The sequence below is a fragment of the Shewanella denitrificans OS217 genome, assembly GCF_000013765.1.
In the GTDB taxonomy this organism is placed as follows: Bacteria; Pseudomonadota; Gammaproteobacteria; order Enterobacterales; family Shewanellaceae; genus Shewanella; species Shewanella denitrificans.
Window position 1 is genome coordinate 2,477,019 of record NC_007954.1, and the last position, 26,995, is coordinate 2,504,013.

A 26,995-nucleotide genomic window follows, 5' to 3' on the forward strand; every position below is an offset into this window, starting at 1 on the left:
CACCGTAAATTCATAATGGAAATTAAGTTAAGCCTCTAATTTTTTAATAGAAAGTTCTGCTCCAGAATGATGGGTAAAGCCATTTTATTAGGAACGCCTTTTTTGCTTGTAAAATATAAAGGGAATTACCGCTTTACTTCAAGCACTTAGCAGTTGTAGCATGAGGCTTATCAATCACTTACACAGTGAACTTTATCAGGAACACCGTGTACTAAGACGTTATACGCAGGGATGTAATGAGTCGTTCATCGATAAAATGGGTTCTATTGGCTTCATACATGGCATTGGCATTTGGGTTCGGGATGTCTTTTGAGTGCGTTACTGATAGCGCCCGACCGCTTGTAATATCGTTAAGTGTTACGTTGCTTGTCTATATAAATATTTGCTTCTTCCTTAAGCTACCAATTAGCCTACTTCATTTACCTGAAGCAAAATATGTTTCGAATTTTTCATTACGGCGAAAACTAGTGTTAATCTCTTGGGCAATGTTTTTAATATTGGCTGTTTGGGGGCGTGTTGATGATTTCGGTTGCAGCGTTCAACAACCCAAGTCAGCGGAAACCCTACTCGCCAACCCCCAATAAAAACTCATAAAATAAACTACTTGAGACGTTATCCACTTTAGTTAATATCATACCTATGGACGATTATAATGATGAAAAAAACCATATTATTTTTTACTTTGCTACTTTTGCTTGCACCTACTCTGACGTTTTCTGCTGAATTAAACACTGGAGAACGCGTAAAGTTAAATTCAACAATTTTACTCGAAGAACGAGAATTTCAGATCTTGCTCCCAGAAAATTACCATAGCAACCTTGGGGCAACTTACCCTGTTATTTACCTGATGGACGGGGATTATATTTTACATGGAGTATCGGGCATGCTGGATTTTATGGCGAATAAAGCTCAGTTAATTCCAGACGTTATTCTCGTTGCAATTGCAGACAAAGGAACGGATAAATATCGTCAGTACATGACGCCTGCGGGGTTAACCGCTCCTTTTAAGGAAGAAGATGATGGTAAAGCCGAGAAATTTTTAACTTTTTTAACCAAAGAAGTAAAACCTTATGTAAATAGCAATTATAGAACGGCGAATAACGCAATATTGGTTGGTCATTCAATGGGGGGATTATTTGTATTTAATGCACTGTTAGAATCACCAGACTCTTTCGAACATTTTGTGTCGATAAGCCCATCAGTTTGGTTAAATGACCATGCTATTATGGCAAAGGCAGAAGCATTTATTAAAAAAGGTAAACATAAGCCTACATCTTTACATCTATCACTCGGTGATGAAAACAGGCAGGGAGTGTATGGGGTTTTGCAATTGTTGGATGAAGAACAACCTAAAAATATTCACTGGGATTTTTCACATTATCCTAATGAAAACCATAACTCAGTAGGATTGGTTTCATTGCGACAAGATTTAAGAAAAATATTTGAAGGCTGGTATGTCTCAGATAAAGAACTAGAAAACATCATTTCAGCGGAGCAATTAATTAGTCATTATAAAAGCCTTTCTTTGGCGTTGAATATCAACCAGCCAATTCCCACAGCAAGTATAAAATCTGCAATCCGATCTTTTTATCGCCAGGAAAAAACAGCTGAAATCCCAGTGTTTATGACTAAAGTAAAGAGTGAACTCCCCGCATCAGAGCAGGCTTTCATTATGATGCTAGCCAGTTATACCGGCCATTTCGATTCCCCTGAAGCAGCATTAAAGATATTGCTAAAATCTGAAAACCGTTTTAATCACTCTATCGCGTATTTAAAAAGTATTGCTTCAGCCTACGAGCAATTGAAAAAGACTCAATTGGCCTTCAAGTACTATAAAAAAGCATTAAGCTTGGCTAAACAATACAAAAGTAACCAATGGGAAATCAATATTATTGAAGCTAAGTTGCTTGAAAATCAGAGCTAACACAGATGAGCCTCGCGCCAGTCAATAGGCGAACGGACAGCCATTGTAGAACTCAAATCAGTATTGAGCTTATTGTTTAACATCAGACCTTATGAGCTATGCTTTTTGAAAAACTCAATAACAGCCCGATTAAATAATTCAGATTGTTCCCACTGCACAGCATGCCCTGCTTCCGAAACAACAAGAGTTTGACTGCGAGGTATTTCACCGGCGGCGGCCCTCATCATTGAGGGCGGTTGATATAAATCGGCACCACCTGCGATAAAGAAGGTAGGAATATTACCCGCTCGGATTTTATCCCAAGAAATATTACTCTTGGCTTTTTGACCATGCCTAGGGCCATCTCCTCTAGATTTTTCTTCCATTTTAATCCATTCACGAACACCTTCTGGGTGTGCCCAACGATATGAAGGACCCAACTCTTTAAACTCAGGAGGCAAATTATGAAAGCTTTTAGGGAGAATAGCGTCTAAACGTTCATCAATATTTTTATCCCATAAGCCAAAAAGGCTACAAGCAATAACCATGCTGAGTAGTCGATTAGGATATGACACCGCATAATCAGAAACCGCAAAGCCACCCGCTGCGAGCCCAAGGATATGAAATTTTTTGATATCTAAATGATTAACTAACGCATTAATATCATCTGCATAATTACCCGTATCATCTGCCGAGCCAGCTGGAGAGCCGTAATAGCCTCGCCTTGAATAAGCAATGACTCTAAAACCGGCGGCTGAAAGAACAGGTTGTTGATAAGGCCAAGTTAGCGCACTGCCTCTACCAGGATGAGAAAGCACTACCGCAGGCCCGTCTCCACCAGTGTCCCAATAGTATAGTCCTGCACCACCTGATAGCGGCAAAACACCTTCGCTAGCTTGGGCTTGTTTAGGGATTGGCAAATAACACCATTCTTTTGTATCGGATAAATCACTCACGTTTGCTGTTTTTGCTAGAACATTACCACTTATGCCACTAGTCACAGCTAAGGTGGCCATCACGGTTGCTTTTTTTAGCATATGTCTTCGGCTAGTGTTGATGTTTTCCTGCGAAATTTTCATGGGACTTTCCTTGATTAAGGCTTGGGCGCCGTCTTTTGACATCACCCTTCATGGGAGTGATTATGATTTATTGTTTGCTTCTGAGGTTTTCAATAACCTGAGCGTCCACCCAATAAGGGCTTCCTACCCAATATCTAGTTCCATCTTCTCTAATCTTTTGATTTCCGCGCCAAAATGTTAAATATTTTCCATCAGGTGTTAAGCGAACGCCCCCTTCCTGAGATGCAGTATTTATCTTATCTCCCATGTTAATGGCGGCTCCCCATGAACCATCGGTCTGGCGAAAAATAATATACAAATCCGCATCGCCATATCCACTTTTTCTCTCAGCATCCCACATCAAATAGGACTCATCAGGGGCAATAAAGGGGTGTGCTATCCACTTACCGGAATTAATTTCCTTTTTCATTTTTTGTGGCTTTTCATACTTGCCTTCTATCAGGCGTGAATAACTGATATGGCCGTCGCCTTCCCTGTCCATAAGATCAAAATAATAAGTGCCATTTGATGAAACCGAAATCCCCATAATAGGATGGTCTTTAAAGAACGGTCCCAGGCTTTTCTTCTCTGACCAACCACTGTCAGTTCGTTCCCTATATGAATTTCTTCGGTATAAGGTATTACCGTCCTTAGAGAAATACGGGTGCTCTATATCGGTAACAGATGCCTTCCCCCAGCGCTGATTTTCATATCGAATCACAACGGGTGTGCGTTCCTTAAACTCTCCTCCTCTTTTAACGAAATAAAGCTCTCTCATATCTGCTGAAAATGAAACGCCACTTTCATAGCCCTCTTCAGTTGAAATTAGCCCAGGAGCAAAAACTTCAGCAGTTAAACCGGGTGGTTTCTGGCCAAAATATCGAGTTTCTAAAGTAGGAAATCGATCTTTACTGTAACTATTGCTGCTCATAGTTATGGCAAAAAAAAGTAGAATAATTGAAATGTAAATACGGTTCATGATTTGCCCTTATTTTGCAATCAACGAATAATTTAACGACCATATCGAAGACACTGTCATTGATAAAACGCTTATATCTAATTGAACAAGCCATCACGTTAAGCAAAGCAGCGTTAAAATACTTGACGTCCTTATGACTTTTAGCTGATTTTGTTCTGATGCAAGCAATAAACTTACTAGCTGAATATTAGGTTCTTGCATTCATGTGTTTCGCTTTTTACGAAATATCAATCACTTGTTACACTTGCCCGATGTCACGTCCAACGTAAATTGGCTATATGTTAGCGGGGATTATCGCTGAGCCCTTGCCATTCGTTGGTCGATAACGTTTAATAACGGCACGTTATTGAATGGTGACCTTGCTACAAAGGACGTTCACTTTATTAGTTCATGCCCATGCAGGGCGTACATAAAACAAAGCAGCAAGGGCCTGTTGCCGGGACACGCAATGCGAGCCCCTGTTTGTGGTATTAGCACTCATATGGAGGTGTTGTGAATATATCAATCATAGTATTAATGTCTTTTTTGTCATTTAACACATTAGCTTCGGTTTTGATCGAAAAGAATATCCTTGAGAACATAGGTGCTATTCACTCTTTAAAATTTGATAATGATCAATCTGTTACGGTTTATCTTCCTGATGGATATATTGGAAGTAGCTATAGATATCCGGTTATGTATGTCGTAGATGGAGAAAGGTTTTTTCTTCATTCAATTGCGTATCAAAAAACACTTATCTCTGAATCAAAAACGCCTCCGTTTATTGTTGTGGGAATTAATACTAAAAACATTGATCGCAGGGAACTTTTAGATAAAAAATCTGTTGAATTAATTGATACTTTTCAAGGTCAAATTATCCCTTACATTGACAAAACCTACCGTACTAATGACATGAGAATGTACTTTGGCTGGGAAATGGCAGGGGGCTTTGCATTAGAGTTACTCGCTAAACAACCGACACTCTTCGATGCTTATTTTTTAGCAAGCTCTACAAACTTTACTCAAGAGCGACTTGACAATGTTGATAATTTATTAAAAAGCAAAACACCGATCGGAGCGTTTATTTATTACACGTTAGGGAGTGTAGAATCTTGGTCTCTTGGTTCACATAAAAGCCTATCAGATATATTTACTCATAGTACAAGAAAAGAGCTCAACTGGAAGTTTCAGCTATCAGCGTCAGATGATCACTATACAACGCCATTCGATACGTTTAATAAAGGGCTTGCTTTATATTTCCATGACTATGCGCCAATAAGGTTTTACTCATTAAAAGAATTCGATGTCTTTGGTGGCATACCGGCGTTAAAATCACATTACAAAAAAAGAGGAGAGCATTATCAGGTAAGCACTGACATTCATGGTGAAACCAAGCATTATTTACTAAATCAAGCAATTAATGAAAATAACTTCCCTCTTTTCAAACAATTAGTCATGGAATTTAATGGCTTTATCGAAAGCTTTAATTATTCTTCAGGCTTTATAATTAAAGTCGGTCGCTTTTATTCTAAGAACAATGACATTAACGCTGCGATTTCTTTGTACCGTTCAGAGATCTTGAAACATCCAGACAGTGTAGAGTTGCAAAAGGAATTAGCAAAACTAAATAGTATATGACATCTCGTATAGCAGAATCAGAAGCTTTCATAATTCTGTTTCAGGTTAAGTTTCAGGCCCGATTTTTAGGGGGGATTACCCAACCGATAATTAACCGAACCACCCATTGTTAAATTTTGGCTTTATGCTTTAGAGCTAATAGGTTACACGAAAGCGTATAAAGGTAACCATGGTGATTTGCGAGACGACCGTCTGAGACATGGATGTCGAGGTGAGCGATAGGGACCTTTGGTTTTAAATGAGTCCGCGTGTCGGTGAGTGAATGCCATGGTGCGGCTATACCATAAATATAAGGTTTTCAATTTTTCTGATATGTAAAATTAAAGCTGAATCTGACACAAACTCCAAACTCACCTTTGCCAAAAAATGTCTTGAGGGCGGTAAAATTCATCCCAAAAGATCGACAAGACCTTATCCTCGCTGTGATAAACTTGCGCCATGACACCTGAGCCCTTATTGACCTTGCCTATCTCTATAGGTGCTATCCGAGACCCTCTCCGAGACAACATTCATGACGCAATCCAGTACTCAATCTGAGACTCAGCCCATGCCTCAAGCTGCAGCTGAAAATGCCGCTGATACGGCTCCTAGTATGGCGGCGGCAACAAACCCTATCCAGCTGCGCAATTACCAGCAGGATGCGGTGGATGCGACCATTAATCACTTTAAACGCAGCAAGGATTCTGCAGTATTAGTACTGCCCACAGGTGCGGGTAAGAGTATTGTGATTGCTGAACTTGCCCGTATCGCCAAAGGCAATGTCTTGGTGTTGACCCACGTTAAGGAATTAGTGGAGCAAAATGCGCAGAAGGTTGGCTTACTCACAGAATCTGCAAGCATTTACTCTGCGGGCTTAAAGCAAAAAAAAGCCCAAGGCAAAACTGTGGTGGCCAGCATTCAATCTGCCGCCAGAGCCGTTGAGCGGTTTAGCCAAGGGTTTTCCTTGGTTATCATCGATGAGTGTCACAGAGTCAGCACAGAAAAAACCAGCCAGTATCAACAATTATTAAGCCAGCTCATCAAGCAAAATCCAAAACTTAAACTACTCGGTCTCACCGCCACACCCTACCGTCTGGGTAGCGGTTATGTGTATCGCCATCATTATCATGGCAAGGTGGGCAATACTGACAACCCAGTGTTTGAGAACTGCATCTTTGATTTACCCATGCGTCCGCTTATCAAACAAGGCTACCTCACCGAGCCCAAAATTTTCGATGGCCTAAGCGCGCAATACGATTTTAATGCATTAAGCCCAAGTGACACTGGCGAATACCCGCAAGCAGAAGTCGATGCCCTGCTCAAGCACCAAGGCCGTGCAACTAAGGCGATTATCAAGCAAGTGAAGCAAGTTGCCGAGCTGAGGCGCGGGGTATTAATTTTTGCAGCAACTGTGCGTCACGCGCAGGAAATCATGACCTATTTGGATGACAGCGCTGCCCTTATCACCGCCACCACTCCCCATCTTGAGCGAGATGACATCATCAGCCGCTTTAAAACCGAGTCCCTTCGGTATATCGTCAATGTGGCAGTACTCACCACAGGCTTTGATGCGCCCCACGTGGACTTAATTGCGATTTTACGCCCCACCGCCTCCATCAGCTTGTTTCAGCAGATGATAGGTCGCGGCCTACGGCTTGCTCCCAATAAAACCGATTGTTTAGTGATAGATTATGCCGCCAATGGCTATGACTTATATTACCCTGAAGTGGGCCAAGCCAAGCCCAATAGCCGCGCCGTGCCGGTGCAAGTGCACTGCCCTGTGTGCAGTTTCGCCAATACTTTTTGGGGCTTAGTGGATAATGACGGCGATCTAGTGGAGCATTACGGCCGCCGTTGCCAAGGCTTGGTCGATTCTGAGCTGCAAAGCAGCACAGTGAACATAAAAGAAGTGCAATGTGATTTTCGCTTTCGTTCTAAAGCCTGCCCTGATTGCGGCAGCGACAATGACATCGCCGCACGAATTTGCTTGCAATGCGATAGCACCCTTATTGACCCCGACAAACGCCTCAAACAAGTGCTCAACGCTCAGCACCACCATTTATTTAAATGCCAAGAGATGTTGTTAACACAGGATGGGAACAAGCTTGTGGTGCAATATCTTGACGTAGAGGGCAATGATTTTAAGCAGCAGTTTTACTTTGATACCCCGGGGCAGCGGCGAGCTTTTTTTGCGGTATTTGCAATGAGTCATACTCGCACCCCAGGAATGGCCCACCCTAAGTATCACAAGGTTGAAGATGTGCTCAAGGATCTCAAGCGTTTTCGCAAACCTGACATGCTGTTACTGAAGAAAAATAAAAAGTTTTGGCAATTGCAGGAAGCTTTTTTCGATTACCAGGGTCGTTATCAATTAAGCTATTAGCTTTGTCTGCTTCATACAGGGGTTAACGTCTGGATTGAAAAAACCTATTAGGCTAATTCAGTATTCCCGTTATTCATTTTTGAATGGCTGTGATATAACAGGTTTTATAATTTAAACCTCTGCTTTAACAGATTAATTTATTATATTTATTTACTATTTTAGGAGTCACCATGTTTGTTGTCATTTTTGGTCGTCCAGGCTGCCCTTATTGTGTTCGTGCTGTTGAGCTTGCAGAAAAGCTGACCGAGCAGCGTGAAGATTTCAAATTTAAGTATGTTGATATCCACGCAGAAGGCATTTCAAAAGCCGATTTATCTAAGTCTGTGGGCAAAACGGTTGAAACTGTACCGCAGATTTTTGTTGATGAAGTGCCCGTCGGCGGTTGCACTGAGTTTGAACAATATGTGCGTGAAAACAAATTACTGAGCTAATACTAGTGAGCGAATGCTAGTAAGCAAATGTAGTTTATGTATTTTGAAAAACAAAAAAGCTGCCTAGGCAGCTTTTTTTTATCACTCAAGCGCTAATCTTATCACAGCTAAGATTATAGCTTGTCTGAGTTATCTCTTAGGTAAGCAGCAACACCTTCAGTGCTGGCTGTCATGCCTTTTTCGCCTTTTGACCAGCCTGCTGGACAGACTTCACCGTGCTCTTCGTGGAACTGAAGTGCATCGATCATACGCAGCATTTCGTCAACGTTACGGCCTAGTGGTAAATCGTTAACCACTTGGTGACGTACTTGACCTTCTTTGTCTACAAGGAAAGAACCACGGAAAGCCACACCGGCTTCTGGATGTTCAACATCGTACGCTTTACAAATTTCGTGCTTAACGTCAGCAACTAAAGTGTATTTAACTTGGCCAATGCCACCCTTGTCTACTGGAGTGTTACGCCATGCGTTGTGAGTGAACTGTGAGTCAATAGACACACCAATCACTTCCACGCCGCGTGAAGTGAACTCAGCCATACGGTGATCGAATGCGATCAACTCTGATGGACACACGAAAGTGAAATCTAAAGGATAGAAAAATATTACTGCTGGCTTACCTTTGATTGCTGTTGATAGGTTAAAGCTATCAACAATTTCACCGTTTCCAAGTACTGCTGCAGCTGTAAAATCAGGGGCTGGACGGCCTACTAATACGCTCATTTTTATCTCCATCTATGGATTGAACAAAATTTCAAATCAGTCCACCATTATACCCAAACTCGCTTAATATGCGAGAGGGATCACAATCAGGGCAGGCTAATTTTTTACTTAGGTTTCATTTGACTAACTCATAGAACACAAAAGCAGCGTTTGGACCTTTGAGTCTGCTTTCAGCACGAATAATCGCGCCACTTCGCTGGACAAGCTAACACTCGCCAGTCGAGAATACCCTGCTACGAGGTTAAACCTCTTCTATGACATAAAGAATATTGATATGAATGCGGTTGTAATTGCAGTGAGCCTGATGCTCATCTTAAGTTTAATGCGTGTGAACGTGGTTATCGCGTTAACAGTGAGTGCCCTAGTGGCAGGATTTGTTGGCGGCTTGCCCTTGGCAGAAACCATTTCAGCCTTTAATGACGGCCTTGGCGGCGGCGCTCAAATTGCCTTAAGTTACGCCTTGCTCGGCGCTTTTGCTGCCGCGTTAAGTCATTCAGGTTTAACTCAGCTTATTTCTACAGCCATCATCAGCAAATTGGGTCAAGAGCCAAACAGCCGAAATACCCAAGTGGTGCGCGCCTTGCTTATCACGGCCATTTTGCTGATGGCGATATCCTCACAAAATATTTTGCCTATCCATATCGCCTTTATTCCAATTTTAATCCCGCCGCTGCTGCATGTCATGACCAAGCTCAAGCTCGACAGACGCTTGATAGCTTGTGTGCTGACCTTTGGCTTAGTCACTACCTATATGATTTTACCTATCGGATTTGGCGGCATTTTCTTAAATGACATTCTACTCGCCAACTTAACCACTAATGGCCTAGATGCAATTAAGGGGCAGATCCCCAAGGCCATGTTACTGCCGGCATTAGGCATGATATTAGGTTTATTCATTGCCGTGTTTATCAGCTATCGCAAGCCAAGAGCTTACCCAAGCAAAGAGATAGACAAAGAGCAAGCCATAGCCCCAGATGCGGATGTTACCCAGCTAAACCGCCGTACAATTTTAGTGTCCCTTAGTGCCATAGTGCTGACGTTAATGGTGCAGCTGTATACAGATTCGATGATTTTTGGCGCATTAGCAGGCTTTGTGGTGTTTCGCTTCTCAGGCATCATTAAAAAAGACATCAGCCAAGACTTGTTTAATCAAGGGGTGCACATGATGGCTAACATTGGCTTTATTATGATTGCAGCCGCAGGTTTTGCCGCCGTGGTTAAAGCCACTGGTGAAGTGAGTACCCTAGTGAGTTCATTAGGTGACATTATCGGGGATAACAAGGCCTTAGCAGCGCTACTTATGCTAGTGGTGGGCTTATTGATCACCATGGGCATAGGCTCATCCTTCTCAACCATACCCATTATTGCCACCATTTATGTGCCCTTAGCCTTAAGCTTTGGCTTTTCTGTGACCGCCACCATTGCCTTAGTGGGCACAGCCGCGGCCCTTGGGGATGCGGGCTCTCCCGCATCGGATTCAACCTTGGGGCCAACTGCCGGGCTCAATGTGGATGGCCAGCACGACCATATTCGTGACAGCGTGATCCCGACGTTTATTCACTATAATATTCCGCTAATAATTTTTGGCTGGATAGCCGCCATGACGTTATAACAGGTTGCTGTAATAAGCCGTTGTAATATGAGTGATTAATAATCAGCAACCATAAAAAATGGGCATCTAAATAGATGCCCATTTTTTTCACAACAACCTGAGCGAATCACTGACTTTGATTAGGTTTCGACTTGGTTATTATTAGTTTTTCAGTAAGTTTCGGTTATTTAGTACCGAAGATTTTATCGCCGGCATCACCAAGGCCTGGCAAAATATAGCCTTGCTCATTGAGGCATTTATCAATCGATGCGGTATATAGCTCGATATCTGGGTGCGCTTTTTCAAGAGCGGCAATGCCTTCTGGCGCTGCCACTAACACTAACGCCTTAATTGAAGTACAGCCTTTACTTTTCAGTAAGTCGATAGTGGCGATCATAGAGCCACCTGTTGCCAACATAGGGTCAACCACCAGCGCGATACGCTCTTCAACATTACTGACGATTTTTTCAAAATACGGCACTGGCTCTAAAGTTTCTTCGTCGCGGTAAATGCCCACAACAGAAATTCTTGCACTGGGGATATGCTCAAGTACGCCGTCCATCATGCCAAGACCTGCACGTAGAATAGGCACTACCGTGACTTTCTTACCCTTGATTTGATCTATCTCAACTGGGCCATTCCAGCCCTCTATGGTCACTTTCTCTGTTTCGAAATCAGAAGTGGCTTCATAGGTTAATAAACTGCCGACTTCTGTCGCCAATTCACGAAAGCGTTTGGTGCTGATATCAGCCTCGCGCATTAAACCTACTTTATGACGGATCAACGGGTGCTTTACTTCAACGACTTTCATTTTTTAGTCTCCTACTTTTCGATACATTCGGACAAATTGAGCAAATGTTAGTTTATTTATCCCCTGTATAAAACATAAAGTTTCATAAATGCTGTAAATAGTGATCTAACTCAATAAAATTGTTCGTATTTTTAGTTTCCCTAAAAAAACTAAAATAAATCAATCCTTTCGAGCACAGTAGCAAACTGATAGAATGCCGCCGCATAAAATCCAATAACGATGTACCCGAGAGGATCCACCGTGAGCACTCCTACCCCACTAAGTTACAAAGACGCCGGCGTTGATATTGATGCAGGTAACGCACTGGTTAATAATATTAAATCTGCCGTAAAACGCACTCATAGACCCGAAGTCATGGGAAATTTAGGGGGCTTTGGCGCCCTTTGCGAATTACCGACTAAATATAAGCACCCTGTGCTGGTATCTGGTACCGATGGCGTGGGCACTAAGCTTAGACTCGCCATAGATTATAAGAAGCACGATACCGTCGGTATCGATTTGGTTGCTATGTGTGTGAACGATCTTATCGTTCAAGGCGCTGAGCCATTATTCTTCTTAGATTACTACGCCACTGGCAAACTCGATGTCGATACCGCCACTTCTGTGGTTAACGGCATTGGCGAAGGCTGTTTTCAGTCGGGTTGTGCATTAATCGGCGGTGAAACTGCTGAAATGCCTGGCATGTATGAAGGCGAAGACTACGACTTAGCTGGATTCTGTGTGGGTGTGGTTGAAAAGGCTGACATCATAGATGGCACTAAAGTCAGTGCCGGCGATGCGCTTATTGCTCTGGCTTCAAGCGGCCCACACTCAAACGGTTACTCACTTATCCGTAAAGTATTGGAAGTCTCTAAAGCCGACCCCCAGCAAGATTTAAACGGCAAGCAGCTTATCGAACACTTGCTTGAACCGACAAAAATTTACGTTAAATCTGTGCTTAAGCTAATCGAAGAGTCTGATGTCCATGCCATGGCACACATCACAGGCGGCGGTTTCTGGGAAAATATCCCTAGGGTCTTACCCGCCAATGCTAAAGCCGTTATTGATGGCGCTTCTTGGCAGTGGCCAGTGGTATTTGACTGGCTTAAGACTAATGGCAATATTAGCCAGCACGAAATGTATCGCACTTTCAACTGCGGCGTGGGAATGATCATCGCCCTGCCAGCAGACAAGGTTGATGCGGCATTAAGTCTACTGGAAGCGGCAGGTGAACAAGCCTGGCTTATCGGCAGCATTGCCAGCCGTGAAGGCGAAGAAGAGCAAGTGGAGATAGTGTAAATGAGTGTTTGTCGTGTTTTGGTATTAATTTCAGGTAATGGCAGTAATTTACAAGCCGTTATGGATGCCTGTGATGACAATTTACGAGCAGAAGTGGTTGGTGTTATTAGCAATAAACCCCAAGCTTATGGTTTAGTGCGCGCTCACCAAGCTGAGATTGATGCCAGTTGTGTGATCGCCCGCAAAGGCGAGAGCCGCGCCGAATACGACGAACGCTTACAGCTAAAAATCGATGAGTATCAACCAGACCTTATCGTACTGGCAGGCTTTATGCGAATCTTAACCGATGAGCTAGTGAGTCGCTATTTAGGCAAGATGATCAATATTCACCCGTCATTATTGCCTAAGTATCCGGGATTGCATACCCATGAAAGAGCGCTTCAAGCCAAGGAAGAAGAACACGGCGCCTCGGTGCATTTCGTGATCCCTGAACTTGATGCAGGCCCAGTGATTTTACAAGCTAAAGTGCCAGTCTATGAAGACGATGATGCTGAGCAATTAGCCCTGCGGGTTCATGAGCAAGAACATGCCATCTACCCGTTAGTGGTCAAATGGTTCAGTCATGGGCGCTTAATAATGAAAGACAACAAGGCTTATCTTGATGGCCAAGATGTCGGTCCTCATGGCTACGCTCCCGATTAAACGCATAATTATGACCCCATAAAAAAATCTCGCCAACTGGCGAGATTTTTATTGTCTAGGATTTAACGACTATGAGTTAGCGCACTGGCAATTCCATGTTTAAGAACATTTCATCAATCAATTGCTGATCCCGAAGCGCCACCGCCTTTTCTACCACATCACGGGTCAGGTGCGGCGCGAAATGAAAAATAAAATCATACATGTAGCTTCGAAGGAAACTGCCACGCCTAAAGCCAATTTTGGTGGTGCTATGGGCAAATAAGTGGCTAGCATCGATGGTGACTAAATCTTTATCTATCACAGGGTCTATCGCCATAGAGGCAATCACTCCGACACCTAGACCTAAACGCACATAAGTTTTTAACACATCGGCACTGGTGGCACTAAAGACCACTCGTGGGGAGAGGTTAGCTCGTTTAAATGACCTTTCAATTTCTGATGCCTTATCGAAACCAAACACATAGGTCACTAAGGGGAAGCGGGCTAAATCTTCGATGCTGATTTTTTTAACCCCTGCAAGCGGGTGATCCCGAGTGACCACCACAGAGCGATTCCAGTGATAGCAAGGCAACATGATTAAATCCGTGTATAGATGCATCGCCTCGGTGGCGATGGCAAAGTCCGCTTCACCTCGGGCTGCCTGCTCGCTAATTTGTGCTGGCGTACCTTGGTGCATGTGTAAGTTAACTTTAGGATAACGATGAATAAAGTTCTGAATAACCTTAGGTAAGGCGTACCGAGCCTGGGTATCCGTGGTGGCAATATTAAGCTCACCTTGATTGGGCTTGGTATGTTCCTCTGACACTTTTTTAATGCTCTCGACTTTACCAAGAATGTCATTGGCTATGTCGATCACTTGCTGGCCTGCTGGGGTCACATGAGTTAAATGTTTGCCGCTGCGGCCAAAAATCTGAATGCCGAGTTCATCTTCTAACATGCGAACCTGCTTACTTATCCCAGGTTGGGAGGTATAGAGATTTTCAGCCGTTGCCGACACATTGAGATTATGTTTAACTACCTCAGCTATGTATCTGAGTTGTTGCAGTTTCATGGGGTTATCCTTGGCAGACACTAAGGTGTTCTTTTCGTTAACAACCCCGTATTTAACGGGTTGAGTTTGCCAACGGGCACCTTTAACTATAATTATTTGTTATAGTACATAGGGAAAATTAATGCAAATGGGAATAACCAACTAAGGCAAATTTGGCCCTCATTTGGATAAAAAGACAGCTTATCCCCAGAAAAGCGTCTTAAGTTAAGGATTTATCATCAAAAGAACTTACTTTTCAACGACAGTAGTAATAAGTTGCGCTAAGATATAGGCTAGCATGACTTGCTTGTTAGCATTAGTCGCAATTCAGTGATTTACTGGCACTATTTACCAACGCGATTCATTTAAGTCGATTATAGAATGGAAACAATATGACCTTTACTTTGGTATTGCTCCTTATCGGTGCTCTCTTGTTACTTATCATAGGCATTAGCCTTATCCAACAACAAAAAGAGCGTGCCGAAGCTGAGCGCCGTACAGAAATTGCTCGTCAACGTGCCATCATAGATGAAACGGAATCCGTGCTTTCAAATACAGGTATGGTGCCCTGTTCCAGCCACATCATTTTAGTTTTATATAAACGTATTCAAGATGCGCTCGAGATCTCAATTCAGCATACTTCGGGCCAAGTCCAAGGTGAATACCAAAGACGGTTAGCCGATGTACAAACCCAAGTTAGCGCAATTACCGCCAATGCGGGTGCCGTGCCCCCCATTGAGAATTTCAGACTGCCTGATAACGATAAGCAAGTGTTAGCCTTAGTCAAAACTCTAAAGATGCTTAAAGCTATTCTACGAGCCGAGCATAATAAAGGTAAGGTCTCTCCTAACATCTTCGCCGAAGAAGAAAAGCGGATCGACAGTTTGCAACTGCGGATAAATGTGGATTCAATGCTGTCTCGTGCACGCTCAGCAGCGACCATGAAGCAATATGGTTCATCAAAGCAGATGGTCACCAAAGCGTTGGCCACCTTGCACGCCATTAAGGCATTAACCCCTAATGATCCTTTTATCGCCCGCAAGGTCGATGAGGCCAAGCAATTACTTGATGAAATCATGGGTGCACAAAAAAGTTCAGAGCCCAATGCGCCTAAACAAAATAATGAAGAAGATGATTTGGATATGTTATTCCAGCCGAAGAAGAAATGGTAATTCGCTACCATATTCCTTTTAATCGTTATTCAATCCATAAAAAAACCTAGCCTCTTGGCTAGGTGTTTTTGTTTTTAATGCGTTTATCCTGACAGTAATTGCATGCTAAAACCTTGAACCATAGCTCATAAACCAAAGCGCTTAAACCATAGATTTTATCTCTGAGCTTATCTCGCCAGGCTAGTCTTTTAACGTCACAGGGTTAGGGTTAAACGCCTCCGTGCCATATAAAGGCACAGTCGACAGGGCATGTTTATGGCTGCCGTTGGTTTCTTTTGTTGAATAAGACAAATACAGCAAGGTCTGGTTTTGTTTATCAAATATGCGTCTCACTTTAAGGCTTTTAAAGAGTATGCTTAAGGACTCTTTAAACACCACTTCCCCGTCTTTATCCAGATTGATGTTCTCTAGCTGCGCCGCGGTAATAGGCCCAGTCTGACGGCAACTGATGCTCATATCTGAGGGATCGGCAAAGTCTAAATTCGCTTGGATGCGGCTAATATGACACGTCACTCCTGGTATTTTAGGGTCATGCTTGGCATCGATGAGCACATCCTTAGTCGTAAATAGTCCTAAACTCACCTTGCCTACATCATCAGAACAAGCCGTTAATCCGATAACTGTGATCCCAAGTCCTAATGCCAATGGCAAAAATTGCTGTTTCATCCAAGCTCCTATGCTGATGCTGATGTTGATATACCTATGCTTTTATTGAGTGCCACTAGAACCCAAACAGGATCAAAAAACCTTTTGGGTCCAGCGCGTTAACCCAGCGGTGACTGAACCAAAGTGATCGCCAACGACGATCTTAGCCTCTGGATACACGCTGGCAATCTTAGCATAAATTGCAGGGCTGCGAGCCGTGCCGCCAGTGACATAAACAAGATCAGGGTTAACATCGGCTTTAGCCACCGCCGCTTGGATCAAGGCTTCAATCTTGGCTAAGGGTTCTATGATGAAATGACTAAATTGTGCCTGTGTCAACTCAACCGATAAATCGCTGGCAATAAATCCCAGATCGCATTCAGTTTGCATCGCATCAGACAAGGTCACTTTGGCCCCTTCAGCTTGGCGCACCAATTTATAGCCCAGTTGATCTTGCTGCACTTTTTTAAGTCGTTTGACTAATTCAGGCTCTTTGGCATCTTTAACTAAGGTATCCAGCAGTTTTCGCGCGTTAAGGCTGGCAAAATCACGCTGAGCACTCACATCATTCACCGCGACCGCTTGCCAAAATGGCGCACTGGGCATAGGCTTGCCTGACTTGAGTAAGCTGTCTAATCCAAGGCTTGGCATAAAGCCTTTCATGGCTAAGGCGATATCAAGATCGTTGCCGCCAACGCGCTGACCACTGTGACCGAGACAATCTTGCTCCCGCTGCTTATTGGCAGCAAAACTGGGCCCCATGCGCACCACAGAGCAATCCGTAGTACCGCCGCCCACATCCACCACCAGCACTGTGCTGTCTTGCTCAAGACTCGCTTCAAAGTCCATGCCCGCAGCAACGGGTTCAAACAAAAACGCCACTTGGGTAAAGCCTGCGCGCTTTGCAGCCAAGGAGAGTATCGCCTCGGCTTGCTGATTGCTTTTCTCGCCGCCAATACTCTGAAAGTTCACTGGACGGCCAATCACCGCATGAGTCGCTGCTGGCAAACCATTGTCTGCAAGGTAGTTGTCTGTGATACCTTTCACATGCAGCATCATTAAGGTCACTATGTCCTCAAATAACGCCACCTGTTCTTCACGCAGGCCATTCGCCCCCAGAAATGATTTCGGTGAGCGCACATAAAAACCTTCTTCAGGCATCTCAAGATAAGCGTCAATGGCGGCTTGACCTACGAATACCGTCTGCTCATCCATGCTCAAATCCAGCTCGTGACGCACCTGAATCGCTCGGCTGAGCTGGCTACTTCTGAGCTTGGCATACTCACTTTTTTTATCTTGGCTAATGCCTTGATATACGGCCTGAGCGATAAGTTCTCTGTCTAAGGCGTACAAGGTTGATGGCAAATACTGGCTGTTAGCAGATAATGGAATTTGGCTAATCTTGCCTTCATGCATTATGCCAACGGCGCAGTTAGCACTGCCATAGTCAAAACCTATCCACATGTTGCTGTCCTTTATGGTTTCCTGTAAAAGGAAAAGGCGCCGATTCATAAAGGGATCGGCGCCTTCGGGTTAGTTAGCCTATTCATACTGGTTGATTGAACAGCCTAATTTTTTCAGGCAATTTATTGTCAGGCTTAGTTTTATAAGCCTGTTTGAGTTAAACGTTAGCTTTGCTCATTCTGTGCTTTACGTAAGCTGTCTTTCTTCTCACGACGAGTGGCAATCACTTGTTTTACATCGCTGCCAATGTGGGCTTCACCCCGTTGTCTGGCGAGCTGTACCTGACGTTCGCGCTCAATAAAGCGTTGTCGCTGCTCCTGCGGAATTTTGTCGATGCAATGGGGGCAACTAACGCCTTGAACGAAGGAAGGCAATAATTTATCTTGCTCCGTTATGGGCATGCGGCACGCATTACATTGATCGTATACGCCTTTCTCTAAGTTGTGATTAACCGACACTCGATTATCAAACACGAAGCACTCGCCTTCCCACAAACTTTCTTCCTGTTTAACTTCTTCAAGATACTTAAGAATACCGCCTTCTAAGTGGTATACCTCGTCGAAGCCCTGCTCTTTCAAATAGGCGGTCGACTTCTCACAGCGAATACCGCCAGTACAGAACATGGCGACTTTCTTGTGCTTGGCAGGATCAAGATTTTGCTTCACGTATTCGGGGAATTCACGGAAGGTTTCTGTCACTGGGTTCACCGCATGCTTGAAGGTGCCAATTTGCACTTCATAATCGTTGCGGGTGTCCACTAAGATAACGTCAGGATCTGAAATCAATGCGTTCCAATCTTTAGGCTTTACATAAGTGCCGACCACTTTACGAGGGTCTATGCCTTCCACGCCCATGGTGACAATTTCTTTCTTCAATTTGACTTTAGTGCGATAAAACGGCATTTGTGCATCAAAAGACACCTTAGAGACGATATTATCTAAGCCTTCTTGGGTATCAAACCAGGCCAATAAGCCATCGATTGCCGCTTGTGTACCAGCCACAGTGCCATTGATCCCTTCTTGAGCTAATAGCAAGGTGCCGCGAATATCTGAGGCTTCCATTACGGCTAATAACGGCGCTCTTAATGATTCGTAATGAGGTAAAGTGACAAACTTATATAAGGCGCAAACAACAACTTGTGACATTTTGACTCTCCGCTAGCTGGAACTTCATTTCCAGTGCATAGTAATAATATGATTTAGCTTGTTTTGATGAAGGACTTCCTCTGGAAGTAGCAGGCAGGTGAACTCATCAAAAAAAGGCGCGAAATTATAGCTCAATCACAGTAAAATAAATACTCTCAGTTTTTAGCTGCTATTTAGGTGCTAATAGCTAACATCCATAATCGGCACACCATTTCGCGACTTAGGCAGTAACGCTTTGATGACACAATTATTTCCCCAACTGGATAACCAATTTAAGCCCATTTTATACAGTTTCAGACGCTGCCCTTATGCCATGCGGGCCAGAATGGCGTTGCAGTTATCTAGCATTCAAGTGGAAATTCGCGACATTGAGCTTAAAAATAAGCCGCCAGCCATGGTCGCGCTGTCGCCAAAAGCTACAGTGCCCGTTTTACAGCTTGGGGAAAATACCGTATTAGATGAGAGCCTAGACATAATGTTATTAGCCCTAAGTCATCCTATCGAGACCTTATTACCCAGTGACTGCGCGACTGAGCCAGCTTCCATCGAGATTATCAGCACTATTGATTACCAACACCTGATGGCAAGGATTCAAAATTTAGCCCAGCGAAATGATGATTTAGCCTTAATTGCCCAGAATGATAATCAGTTCAAACCTTGGCTCGACAAATACAAATACGCCGACCGCTTTCCAGAACAGACTGAAGGGTTTTACCGCCAACAAGGTGAGCAATTTATTACCCTGCTTGAGGCGAGGTTAAGCCAACATGCCTTTTTAAGCGGCGCCCAGTTAAGCCTTAGCGATATTGCGATATTTCCCTTTATTCGCCAATTCGCCCATGTGAACAAGGCCTGGTTTGATCAAAGCCCCTACCTTAAGGTCAACGCTTGGTTAACCGCACTCATAGACTCACCACTCTTTGCCAGCATCATGGTTAAGCGCCCAGTGTGGCAATGGGTGCAATAGCGTGTTTCCGAAATCAATTCCATAGCAGTCAAGAGCATAAAAGTACGTGCGGCGAAATCAGAAAGTCTTTTTCGAGTAAGTGTAGATCTTTCCGCAGTTTTAAATCTACGGCCAAGGTCGCTTAGATGAATAGTCCTTTTTGTGAATTAGCCTGGATATAAAATGACGCCATCCTCCCGCGTGTTATATTTCATGGAAACCAGACTCATTTGAACAAATTGAGACCGCACTAAAGCCGTAACCTTTGAAACTATATTTTATTCAACATATTAATGTAACCTATTGATGTAAATATACCCATATCCTTCACTCTTATGAGCTAGTCATTCCTCCAAAATTGCATTGTTTCACTGCCAAGAACGAAAAGCTGCTAATTGTAGTCTTATCGTTTGACAACTCGAGTTAAATAACTAGCGATATGTACTATATTTCTATTTATCTCAGTAGCTTACAATCAAACTTCATTTAGTGATTCTCGCTATAGCCTTAATAGAGTAATGCCAATTGTTAGCCGAGTCTCTACCGATACTCTATGCCCCTGTTGGTGTTATCACCTTTTTAAGTAAAAGCCTGACTTACTTTGTGAAAAACACAACTGCCAGTAACTTAATTATCAAGGATTATATGATGGATCATCAATGCAAAGGACATTTCAGTTGTTCATGTGGTAGCCCAATATGGAAAAGCCTATTACCAAAAGGGGCACAATTTACCCCCTCAATGAATACCACTGATACTGCAGTAGGACTTCAAGACAGAATTTTTCAAGCCAAAAACGGTGGCACGATCCAAACCTTACAGGGAGGAGAAAACAAAACCGTAGAAGCCATCGGCATTCGTGATGGCAAAATACTCGTAACGGGTAGTATTGACGAGGTTAAGGCGGAGTTTCCAGATATCGATACACAGAATATTAAGCTAATCCAAGGCGCTATGACCCTATTGCCAGCCTTCATCGAACCCCATGTGCACATCATCCCCACCGCAGTGGTTAATACTGGTACCGACTTAAGCCCATTTGTTGGTCAAGACCTCAGAGTTAACACTGGGGGCACCTATAACCAAGCATGGGTTATTGGTGCATTACAAGTCGCTGCAACTGCAACGATGAATAAAGCAAGCATTGTAACGATCAACGCTCAACCGAATGCAGATAGCATAAATGGTGCAATGGATTACACACGACAATTTACCCCCACTAAACCTTCGGTGAATAACTCATCAAGTAATAATCAATCATGGGTATTAGGCCACAATGTTGATCCTTCACTGTTAAACGGCGAGCATAAAGAATTTAATGCCACTGTCTTAGATAAAGTAAAGATAGAAGTTAATGGCAAGCTAGAAGATGCAAACCTTCCTATTATGGTCATCAATACTTCAGGACATCTAGCCTATATCAATCAGTACACTATTGATCAAATTGCTGAATACAATAAGCAAGTTGCTGACTACAATGAGGATCACAATTCTGCACCTATAACCCCTGGCTATATCAACCCAGGAGAAAATGGCATATTGCAGGAATTTGATGAAATGCTGCCAGTATTAAACTTCCTCTGTACCTGGTTTGGCCAACCAAGTCAGAAGGACATAACAACTGAAGTCAGCCATATTTTTGAAACCGCATCCGCAAGAGGTGTAACCTATATGCTTGATGCCTCTTTAGATGACGACCAGTTAAGTCTATTGAAGTCCTATATTGCAATTAATGAATGCCCTGTACGGATCGGCGGCGCTTATCTGGTGAGTAGCCTAGAACAACTCAACAGCGACATCATAGGTGTGCATCAGCCTAATCAGGGGGATGAAAACTTAAATGTTGCTTATTTGAAATTAGTTTCTGATGGTTCAGCACAAGGCTTAACCGCATATCAATATACCCCCTATGATTGTGATGAAAACTATATCAACTTTTCCCTTGAAAATGCCGCGGCGCTACCGGATCAAAATAATACCGGCCTGTTTAACTATGGGTACCCATTAGAGTTTAATGCATTAGTACACACAGCGAATAACTACGGCTGGCCGGTTATGATCCATGCCAATGGTGATCATGCCATTGATAGAACAATTAATGCATTTAAGGCTGCAGGTATTAGCGCTAGCACGAAAGAGCATAGACGAGACCGAATCGAACATTGCTCGTTACTTAGCGCTAAAAACATGTCGGACATGGAACGGCTTGGCATTTCTCCAAGTTTCACTATCGGGCATGTTGGATATTGGGGATGGGGATTTCAGAACTCTATCATTGGGGAAAAAAGAGTGGCTCAACTCGATTTATGCCGCTCTGCTATCATAGAACATAACATGCGGATCACCTTGAACAGTGATTATGGCGTGACCCCAATGGGCCCCCTTCGCATGATGGAGCAATCAATAACTCGCTTGATGGAAAGCACCCCAAACGGAATGACACAGCAAGTCTTAAATGCTTCAGAATGTATCACCCCATTCCAAGCCCTAAAAGCCATGACCTATGATGCTGCTTGGCAATGTCATGCAGAACAATGGGTCGGCTCATTGGAGGCTGGGAAATGTGCGGACTTTATTATCTTAGCGGAGTCTCCATTAACCTATCGCAATCAAGCTAATCTGACCCATCCAGCCCAAGGAATGCGCAATATACCTATATTGGAAACTTGGAAAGGTGGCAAAAAAGTACACTCTGGCACACCTAATCCAGCGACAACAAGCCTAAGCAACGTTCAATGTAGCAAAGAAGCTAACACGCTATTTTTCAACTATATAGGGCCAGAAATAGTAGAGTCCACTGCCAATAACACTCATAAAGAAGGGCAGATATGGTTTAAAGTATTGGATCACGCTGGCAGCATTAAAGGAGTGCAGCAAACAGCACGGCTTGCTGATGTTTGTCACAGTTATGAGCTCCCTCAGGGGAAAACGCTAGATAAAACGGATATCTTGCTTGCTGGCCCATACTTGCAAAAAGAGTCTGCTGATATGATTGCAGTGACGGCGAAGATCCAATTGAACAAAACCAGTTACAGCGGCGCTCAGTCAACTTGCATCATATCGACATCATTAGACATAGCTGGTGCCACTGTTGAATTTACATTGCCAGAATTAACCACCCTGCCCACTTCAGGTTCGTCCTGGGTGGTGGTAATCGACCCATCCATAGACTCAAAAGGAGCAACCACTAATAATCCGCTCTTTGGCTGGGGCTCTGGCCAAATAAATCCAAGCGGTGAGAACGTTATTTTCTATAAAAAGTTAACAACCTTAAATCAAGGGCCTAATGGGACTATTTCCGTTACTGGTTTTACAACAGCTATGCTCCCAAAAATAGGTCATCTCTATCGCATCGGAATTTGTCTGGGCTCTAACTATCGCTTGAGTGCTTACCAAGATCTGACTTGTGCTAATACTATAACGCCATTGTGATCAAGCAGTGAAATTTCGGTTACTAAGGTTGAGAACATGGACGTGAATACAAGTACGGTCGACACGAGTTTTGCCTAACAAGTCCAAGTATTAGCCGCAAAAAGAATTAACAAGGTGGCTTCAATAGCAGTATGTTGTTATTGAAGCCTATTGACTTAATGCTTTAACATTATGATTACAAGGGTGAAGAAATAAAGCTAGGCAGCCAAATTACATGAACTTTTTAACTAAATTAACCCAGATAACCAATCGTATGTTAGCACTGTAGTAAACATCTTGAATCCCACTAACGCAATAAACACACTCATTAAAGCAACTTTAAGCCTCACACTTTAAAGATTATTCCAATAATAACTGTGGATATAACGGTAAAAAATACAACCGATATCATTAATGATACCGGTTGTGTTGAGGACTCCTCTTACGTGCTAATAATGGCCAAACTATCTTAGTTAATTACAACCACAGTCAGTTTCGGTGCGCCAGCAACCAGCATCACAATAGCAATCCTTGTTACCGTCTTTTGAGCTGCAACTACGGCCTACAGGAGATAAGCCGATGCCCGTCATGCTGCCATTAATACTTTGTCGAGCAGAGAATTCAGATTCCCATTGACTTTGCATGATTAAATCTGAAAACATCATCTGTGCTTCGGGCCAATTGACTTCTTTCTGGGCAGTTTGTTGAACCTCAGCCCCGCTAATATCTTGCTGGGGCTCGGCGTAGGTAAGTGAAGCGAAAATCATTAAGCCTATGGTAAGGCTAGTTTTTAATAGTGACATGAGTCATTCCTTGTCTTAGTCAGTTATTCGGCTGGTATTTAATCAACCACTTGAGTGTTGAGAGATGGAGGTTAATAGTGTCTAAGGCACTGAAGGGTAATGATTTCATTAACAAATGACTTTACCACTTTAGTAATACACAGACAGCTAGATTGTTCCACCCTAGACCCTCAGCCATCGCTCAATAAACCCGTCTTACAAATTTTAGCAAGCCTGCGTCATTTCACAGTAAAACTTGTGCCTTCTTTAGAAAAGAATACAGAAACAGATCAAGAGACGAGTGGATCACTAACAGTCTTAACCGATTATCACTACCATAGCTATCCCTATGGCACTATCCAATGATGGCTGAGATTTGATACACTCAGCGCTTAATGAATAGCCTAATAATCAATGCACTAAAGGAATATTCCAATGACGATAAGTAACAAATTTAACAGTAGCATTTTTGGGGTTTTCCTGTTGCTTGCCATGGCAGTCTTAGGGTTGACCTTGAAGCAAGCCATAGTGGAATATAAATTACTCGACCGTAGCGTGACAGTGAAAGGCTTAGCGGAAAACGAGTACCCTGCCGATATCGTCATCTGGCCAATTCAATTTACGGCAGCCAGTAACGATCTCGAAGCCCTTTACGTGCAACTCGATACGCAGAGTCAGCAGGTGGTCAATTTTCTTAAAAGTAATCACCTCTCAGGTGAAGAAATCAGCCTATCGACCCCGAGGATCACAGATAAACTGGCACAGGAATATGGCGGCAACGAACAATCCAAATTCAGGTACACTGCTCTGCAAACCATTACGGTTTACTCCACTAATATCACACTAGTGCGGGCCATGATGCCAAGGCTTTCTGAACTGGGGAAAACTGGTATCGCCTTTTCTCAGGCGGATTATGATGCGCAAGTCGAATACATCTTTAGTCGCCTTAATGAAGTAAAACCACAGATGATTGAAGAATCCACCACCAACGCCCGAGTGATAGCCGAAAAGTTTGCCAACGATTCTAAGAGTCAATTAGGCAAAATAAAGAAAGCCGCTCAAGGTCAGTTCTCCATCAGCAACCGTGACAAAAATAATCCACATATTAAGCGTATACGAGTGGTGTCCACCATAGAATATTATCTAGCCGATTAGCCATAGGCAGTCCACCAACTGAGGATCAACTGACCTGGTTTATCAACCTCAGCGTTTCATCATGGTTAAAGGAAACGAATGCCTAATCGTTGATTACTTTTGGGATATTTGTCATTATTTAAATTAATATCAATAATATAAGTAGAATTCGATGAATTACCGTCACCGCCTTAATCAATGGATTTTAGCCATGAGTCTATTAAGCCTAAGTACCTTGTGCTGTGCCCTGCCAGCTTACAGTACAGAACATAAGGATGCTCAGATCAAAGAGGCATCAAGTCAAACAGAGTTAGTGATTTTTCTGGTACGCCATGGTGAAAAAGACACTGGCGATAACCCGAGCTTAACCGCTGAAGGTAAGCAAAGGGCTGAGCAGTTAGCCGCTATGCTGGCAAACAATCAACTCGATGGCATTTATAGCACTGACTATAAGCGCACCCAAGAAACCGCCGGCCCTAGTGCCCTAAAGCAGCAGCTCGAGATCCAATCTTATGATCCGCGCCATCTAGAAGATTTTAGCGACGCACTTAAGGCTAAAACGGGTCGTTATCTTGTGGTAGGACACAGCAACACCACCACAGCCTTAGTGAGTTTACTCGGAGGCGAGCCTCAAGGTGATATCGATGACAGCAGCGAGTTTAACCGTCTCTACATACTTAACATCAAACACACCAAGCATGGCAATGAAGTCACCAGCGTGCTGTTAAGATACGGTGCTAATCACTAATACTCAGCCTAATTTGCCATAAGTTTATCTGAGGGGCTTTATATGACTGATTCAACGAAGACCATCAAGCTCCACTTTGCAGATGATCCCATGTCATCAAGGCGTCACATTCGCTGTGCAGACTATGATTATATCGAAATCATGTGTTTGCACCGCTACCGAGTGACAGTAATGATGAAAGACTTAACTCAATATGAAGGCCAATTTCACACCACCAGCATTATCGAATTTGAAGGCATAAAACGTGAGGCCATAGTGGGCTTTGATATCAATCAAGCTCCCATACAGCTGATGTTCGAAGATATTTTGTCTATTTCAGTGCATGATGACAAGGCACAATTCTCCAGGTTGCAATTTGATTAACCTAAGCCCGGTTGTTGCTGGCTCCCAGTACCGCCCTTGCCCCATGATCACGTTTTAAGCTCAGCTAAATACGTCGAAAACTGCCACAAGCAGCTTTCGCGTTACAAAAATCAAACCCAAAAGCAACATGAAAAACATACGCCCACCATCAATACAGAATACTTAACACTCTGTTTTATATCTTTTTATTTTAAATTTCTTTACCATAGCGCTCCGCTATTTTAGGCCATGCCTACTAGCTCACCGTTTTTAATTCAGTAGTAGGTCAATCATGCCATTAACTCAAACAACAGCGCCATTTAGCGAAGCCATCGCCGCCCGTATTGAACAATCCGAAGCGCGGGTTATCAAGGCGGTGTTCCCCTCAAATACCAATCATCACAATACCTTATTTGGTGGTGAAGCCTTAGCCTGGATGGACGAGACCGCCTTCATTGCGGCGACTCGCTTTTGCCGCAAAACTTTAGTGACTGTGAGCTCTGACAGAATTGATTTTAAAAAAGCCATTCCCGCAGGTAGTCTTGCAGAATTAGTGGCCCGGGTTATTCATGTGGGCAAAACCTCACTCAAGGTGGAAGTGAATATCTTTGTGGAAGACATGTACCGTGATCACCGTGAACATGCTATTCGCGGCGTATTTACCTTCGTTGCAGTAGATGATGAACGTAACCCGATGCAAGTTTGGCCCCTTGCTGAGTCACTGTCAGGATCAAAAGACTGAGTCATCCGTAGTAACGCACTGTGAGATAGCGGATAAATTGTGC

General features: G+C 43.3%; 23 protein-coding genes. 14 read left to right on the forward strand and 9 right to left on the reverse strand.

Annotated elements, in window-relative coordinates; genetic code table 11:
- Positions 1 to 652 precede the first annotated feature (652 nt).
- Positions 653 to 1,924 carry an alpha/beta hydrolase gene (locus SDEN_RS10865; protein WP_011496522.1) on the forward strand — a complete coding sequence of 424 codons (1,272 nt, stop codon included), beginning with the start codon at positions 653 to 655 and terminating at the stop codon, positions 1,922 to 1,924.
- A gap of 89 nt (positions 1,925 to 2,013) precedes the next feature.
- On the opposite strand, the gene SDEN_RS10870 is transcribed toward SDEN_RS10865, so the two are convergent.
- Positions 2,014 to 2,982, reverse strand: a complete 969-nt coding sequence (locus tag SDEN_RS10870) for an alpha/beta fold hydrolase (RefSeq protein ID WP_041406253.1) — start codon at positions 2,980 to 2,982, stop codon at positions 2,014 to 2,016.
- Between the two features lie 67 nt (positions 2,983 to 3,049).
- On the reverse strand, positions 3,050 to 3,940 hold the full coding sequence (locus tag SDEN_RS10875; protein WP_011496524.1) for a PD40 domain-containing protein: 891 nt from the start codon (positions 3,938 to 3,940) through the stop codon (positions 3,050 to 3,052).
- 492 nt (positions 3,941 to 4,432) lie between these two features.
- Here SDEN_RS10875 and SDEN_RS10880 point away from each other — a divergent pair, with 492 nt between their 5' ends.
- From SDEN_RS10880 to SDEN_RS10890, 3 genes are all read left to right on the forward strand, one after another.
- The gene (locus SDEN_RS10880; protein ID WP_232279888.1) at positions 4,433 to 5,557 is read left to right on the forward strand and encodes an alpha/beta hydrolase; all 1,125 of its coding nucleotides are present in this window, start codon (positions 4,433 to 4,435) and stop codon (positions 5,555 to 5,557) included.
- A 592-nt stretch (positions 5,558 to 6,149) separates the two neighbouring features.
- Complete coding sequence (locus SDEN_RS10885; protein ID WP_041406255.1) at positions 6,150 to 7,919, forward strand: DEAD/DEAH box helicase; 1,770 nt, start codon at positions 6,150 to 6,152, stop codon at positions 7,917 to 7,919.
- 170 nt (positions 7,920 to 8,089) lie between these two features.
- The gene (locus SDEN_RS10890; protein WP_011496527.1) at positions 8,090 to 8,350 is read left to right on the forward strand and encodes a GrxA family glutaredoxin; all 261 of its coding nucleotides are present in this window, start codon (positions 8,090 to 8,092) and stop codon (positions 8,348 to 8,350) included.
- A gap of 113 nt (positions 8,351 to 8,463) precedes the next feature.
- Here SDEN_RS10890 and SDEN_RS10895 read toward each other — a convergent pair whose 3' ends face one another.
- The gene (locus SDEN_RS10895; RefSeq protein ID WP_011496528.1) at positions 8,464 to 9,069 is read right to left on the reverse strand and encodes a peroxiredoxin; all 606 of its coding nucleotides are present in this window, start codon (positions 9,067 to 9,069) and stop codon (positions 8,464 to 8,466) included.
- Between the two features lie 274 nt (positions 9,070 to 9,343).
- On the opposite strand from SDEN_RS10895, the gene SDEN_RS10900 reads away from it, so the two are divergent.
- Positions 9,344 to 10,681: a Na+/H+ antiporter family protein gene (locus SDEN_RS10900; RefSeq protein ID WP_011496529.1), complete on the forward strand. Its 1,338-nt coding sequence runs from the start codon at positions 9,344 to 9,346 to the stop codon at positions 10,679 to 10,681.
- Between the two features lie 163 nt (positions 10,682 to 10,844).
- Here the strand turns inward: SDEN_RS10900 and upp are convergent, their stop codons facing one another.
- On the reverse strand, positions 10,845 to 11,471 hold the full coding sequence (upp, locus tag SDEN_RS10905) for a uracil phosphoribosyltransferase (RefSeq protein ID WP_011496530.1): 627 nt from the start codon (positions 11,469 to 11,471) through the stop codon (positions 10,845 to 10,847).
- A gap of 240 nt (positions 11,472 to 11,711) precedes the next feature.
- Here upp and purM point away from each other — a divergent pair, with 240 nt between their 5' ends.
- Both purM and purN read left to right on the forward strand, forming a co-directional pair.
- Positions 11,712 to 12,749: a phosphoribosylformylglycinamidine cyclo-ligase gene (gene purM / locus SDEN_RS10910; RefSeq protein ID WP_011496531.1), complete on the forward strand. Its 1,038-nt coding sequence runs from the start codon at positions 11,712 to 11,714 to the stop codon at positions 12,747 to 12,749.
- The gene (gene purN / locus SDEN_RS10915) at positions 12,750 to 13,391 is read left to right on the forward strand and encodes a phosphoribosylglycinamide formyltransferase (protein ID WP_011496532.1); all 642 of its coding nucleotides are present in this window, start codon (positions 12,750 to 12,752) and stop codon (positions 13,389 to 13,391) included.
- Between the two features lie 76 nt (positions 13,392 to 13,467).
- On the opposite strand, the gene cysB is transcribed toward purN, so the two are convergent.
- Entirely contained in the window at positions 13,468 to 14,442 is a 975-nt protein-coding gene (gene cysB, locus SDEN_RS10920) for an HTH-type transcriptional regulator CysB (protein WP_011496533.1), read from the reverse strand.
- A 371-nt stretch (positions 14,443 to 14,813) separates the two neighbouring features.
- Here cysB and SDEN_RS10925 point away from each other — a divergent pair, with 371 nt between their 5' ends.
- Positions 14,814 to 15,593 (forward strand): hypothetical protein, encoded by a 780-nt coding sequence (locus SDEN_RS10925; protein ID WP_011496534.1) that lies wholly within the window; start codon positions 14,814 to 14,816, stop codon positions 15,591 to 15,593.
- Between the two features lie 180 nt (positions 15,594 to 15,773).
- On the opposite strand, the gene SDEN_RS10930 is transcribed toward SDEN_RS10925, so the two are convergent.
- The 3 genes from SDEN_RS10930 to SDEN_RS10940 form a co-directional block, all read right to left on the reverse strand.
- On the reverse strand, positions 15,774 to 16,259 hold the full coding sequence (locus tag SDEN_RS10930) for a CreA family protein (RefSeq protein ID WP_011496535.1): 486 nt from the start codon (positions 16,257 to 16,259) through the stop codon (positions 15,774 to 15,776).
- A gap of 72 nt (positions 16,260 to 16,331) precedes the next feature.
- The gene (gene yegD, locus SDEN_RS10935) at positions 16,332 to 17,702 is read right to left on the reverse strand and encodes a molecular chaperone (protein WP_011496536.1); all 1,371 of its coding nucleotides are present in this window, start codon (positions 17,700 to 17,702) and stop codon (positions 16,332 to 16,334) included.
- A 164-nt stretch (positions 17,703 to 17,866) separates the two neighbouring features.
- Positions 17,867 to 18,847: a rhodanese-related sulfurtransferase gene (locus tag SDEN_RS10940; protein ID WP_011496537.1), complete on the reverse strand. Its 981-nt coding sequence runs from the start codon at positions 18,845 to 18,847 to the stop codon at positions 17,867 to 17,869.
- Positions 18,848 to 19,085: 238 nt separating this feature from the next.
- On the opposite strand from SDEN_RS10940, the gene SDEN_RS10945 reads away from it, so the two are divergent.
- The gene (locus tag SDEN_RS10945; RefSeq protein WP_011496538.1) at positions 19,086 to 19,814 is read left to right on the forward strand and encodes a glutathione S-transferase; all 729 of its coding nucleotides are present in this window, start codon (positions 19,086 to 19,088) and stop codon (positions 19,812 to 19,814) included.
- A 582-nt stretch (positions 19,815 to 20,396) separates the two neighbouring features.
- Positions 20,397 to 23,225 (forward strand): amidohydrolase, encoded by a 2,829-nt coding sequence (locus tag SDEN_RS19825; protein ID WP_198134593.1) that lies wholly within the window; start codon positions 20,397 to 20,399, stop codon positions 23,223 to 23,225.
- Positions 23,226 to 23,677: 452 nt separating this feature from the next.
- Here the strand turns inward: SDEN_RS19825 and SDEN_RS10955 are convergent, their stop codons facing one another.
- Positions 23,678 to 24,007 (reverse strand): hypothetical protein, encoded by a 330-nt coding sequence (locus SDEN_RS10955; protein WP_011496540.1) that lies wholly within the window; start codon positions 24,005 to 24,007, stop codon positions 23,678 to 23,680.
- 414 nt (positions 24,008 to 24,421) lie between these two features.
- Between SDEN_RS10955 and SDEN_RS10965 the strand changes: the two genes are divergently transcribed.
- From SDEN_RS10965 to SDEN_RS10980, 4 genes are all read left to right on the forward strand, one after another.
- Positions 24,422 to 25,141: an SIMPL domain-containing protein gene (locus SDEN_RS10965; protein ID WP_011496541.1), complete on the forward strand. Its 720-nt coding sequence runs from the start codon at positions 24,422 to 24,424 to the stop codon at positions 25,139 to 25,141.
- Between the two features lie 151 nt (positions 25,142 to 25,292).
- The gene (locus SDEN_RS10970) at positions 25,293 to 25,868 is read left to right on the forward strand and encodes a histidine phosphatase family protein (protein ID WP_011496542.1); all 576 of its coding nucleotides are present in this window, start codon (positions 25,293 to 25,295) and stop codon (positions 25,866 to 25,868) included.
- A 42-nt stretch (positions 25,869 to 25,910) separates the two neighbouring features.
- Positions 25,911 to 26,231 carry a Rho-binding antiterminator gene (locus tag SDEN_RS10975; protein WP_011496543.1) on the forward strand — a complete coding sequence of 107 codons (321 nt, stop codon included), beginning with the start codon at positions 25,911 to 25,913 and terminating at the stop codon, positions 26,229 to 26,231.
- A 271-nt stretch (positions 26,232 to 26,502) separates the two neighbouring features.
- The gene (locus tag SDEN_RS10980; RefSeq protein WP_011496544.1) at positions 26,503 to 26,952 is read left to right on the forward strand and encodes an acyl-CoA thioesterase; all 450 of its coding nucleotides are present in this window, start codon (positions 26,503 to 26,505) and stop codon (positions 26,950 to 26,952) included.
- Positions 26,953 to 26,995: the final 43 nt, after the last annotated feature.

Bases quoted from the DNA above. Each gene is read 5' to 3' on its own strand.
- SDEN_RS10875 (WP_011496524.1), bottom strand. From the start codon at position 3,940: ATGAACCGTATTTACATTTCAATTATTCTACTTTTTTTTGCCATAACT.
- SDEN_RS10930 (WP_011496535.1), bottom strand. From the start codon at position 16,259: ATGAAACAGCAATTTTTGCCATTGGCATTAGGACTTGGGATCACAGTT.
- yegD (WP_011496536.1), bottom strand. From the start codon at position 17,702: ATGTGGATAGGTTTTGACTATGGCAGTGCTAACTGCGCCGTTGGCATA.
- cysB (WP_011496533.1), bottom strand. From the start codon at position 14,442: ATGAAACTGCAACAACTCAGATACATAGCTGAGGTAGTTAAACATAAT.
- SDEN_RS10970 (WP_011496542.1), top strand. From the start codon at position 25,293: ATGAATTACCGTCACCGCCTTAATCAATGGATTTTAGCCATGAGTCTA.
- SDEN_RS10885 (WP_041406255.1), top strand. From the start codon at position 6,150: ATGGCGGCGGCAACAAACCCTATCCAGCTGCGCAATTACCAGCAGGAT.
- SDEN_RS10900 (WP_011496529.1), top strand. From the start codon at position 9,344: ATGAATGCGGTTGTAATTGCAGTGAGCCTGATGCTCATCTTAAGTTTA.
- SDEN_RS10870 (WP_041406253.1), bottom strand. From the start codon at position 2,982: ATGAAAATTTCGCAGGAAAACATCAACACTAGCCGAAGACATATGCTA.
- SDEN_RS10965 (WP_011496541.1), top strand. From the start codon at position 24,422: ATGACGATAAGTAACAAATTTAACAGTAGCATTTTTGGGGTTTTCCTG.
- SDEN_RS10945 (WP_011496538.1), top strand. From the start codon at position 19,086: ATGACACAATTATTTCCCCAACTGGATAACCAATTTAAGCCCATTTTA.
- SDEN_RS10955 (WP_011496540.1), bottom strand. From the start codon at position 24,007: ATGTCACTATTAAAAACTAGCCTTACCATAGGCTTAATGATTTTCGCT.
- SDEN_RS10940 (WP_011496537.1), bottom strand. From the start codon at position 18,847: ATGTCACAAGTTGTTGTTTGCGCCTTATATAAGTTTGTCACTTTACCT.
- SDEN_RS10975 (WP_011496543.1), top strand. From the start codon at position 25,911: ATGACTGATTCAACGAAGACCATCAAGCTCCACTTTGCAGATGATCCC.
- SDEN_RS10895 (WP_011496528.1), bottom strand. From the start codon at position 9,069: ATGAGCGTATTAGTAGGCCGTCCAGCCCCTGATTTTACAGCTGCAGCA.
- SDEN_RS10890 (WP_011496527.1), top strand. From the start codon at position 8,090: ATGTTTGTTGTCATTTTTGGTCGTCCAGGCTGCCCTTATTGTGTTCGT.
- SDEN_RS10865 (WP_011496522.1), top strand. From the start codon at position 653: ATGATGAAAAAAACCATATTATTTTTTACTTTGCTACTTTTGCTTGCA.
- SDEN_RS10980 (WP_011496544.1), top strand. From the start codon at position 26,503: ATGCCATTAACTCAAACAACAGCGCCATTTAGCGAAGCCATCGCCGCC.
- SDEN_RS10925 (WP_011496534.1), top strand. From the start codon at position 14,814: ATGACCTTTACTTTGGTATTGCTCCTTATCGGTGCTCTCTTGTTACTT.
- upp (WP_011496530.1), bottom strand. From the start codon at position 11,471: ATGAAAGTCGTTGAAGTAAAGCACCCGTTGATCCGTCATAAAGTAGGT.
- purN (WP_011496532.1), top strand. From the start codon at position 12,750: ATGAGTGTTTGTCGTGTTTTGGTATTAATTTCAGGTAATGGCAGTAAT.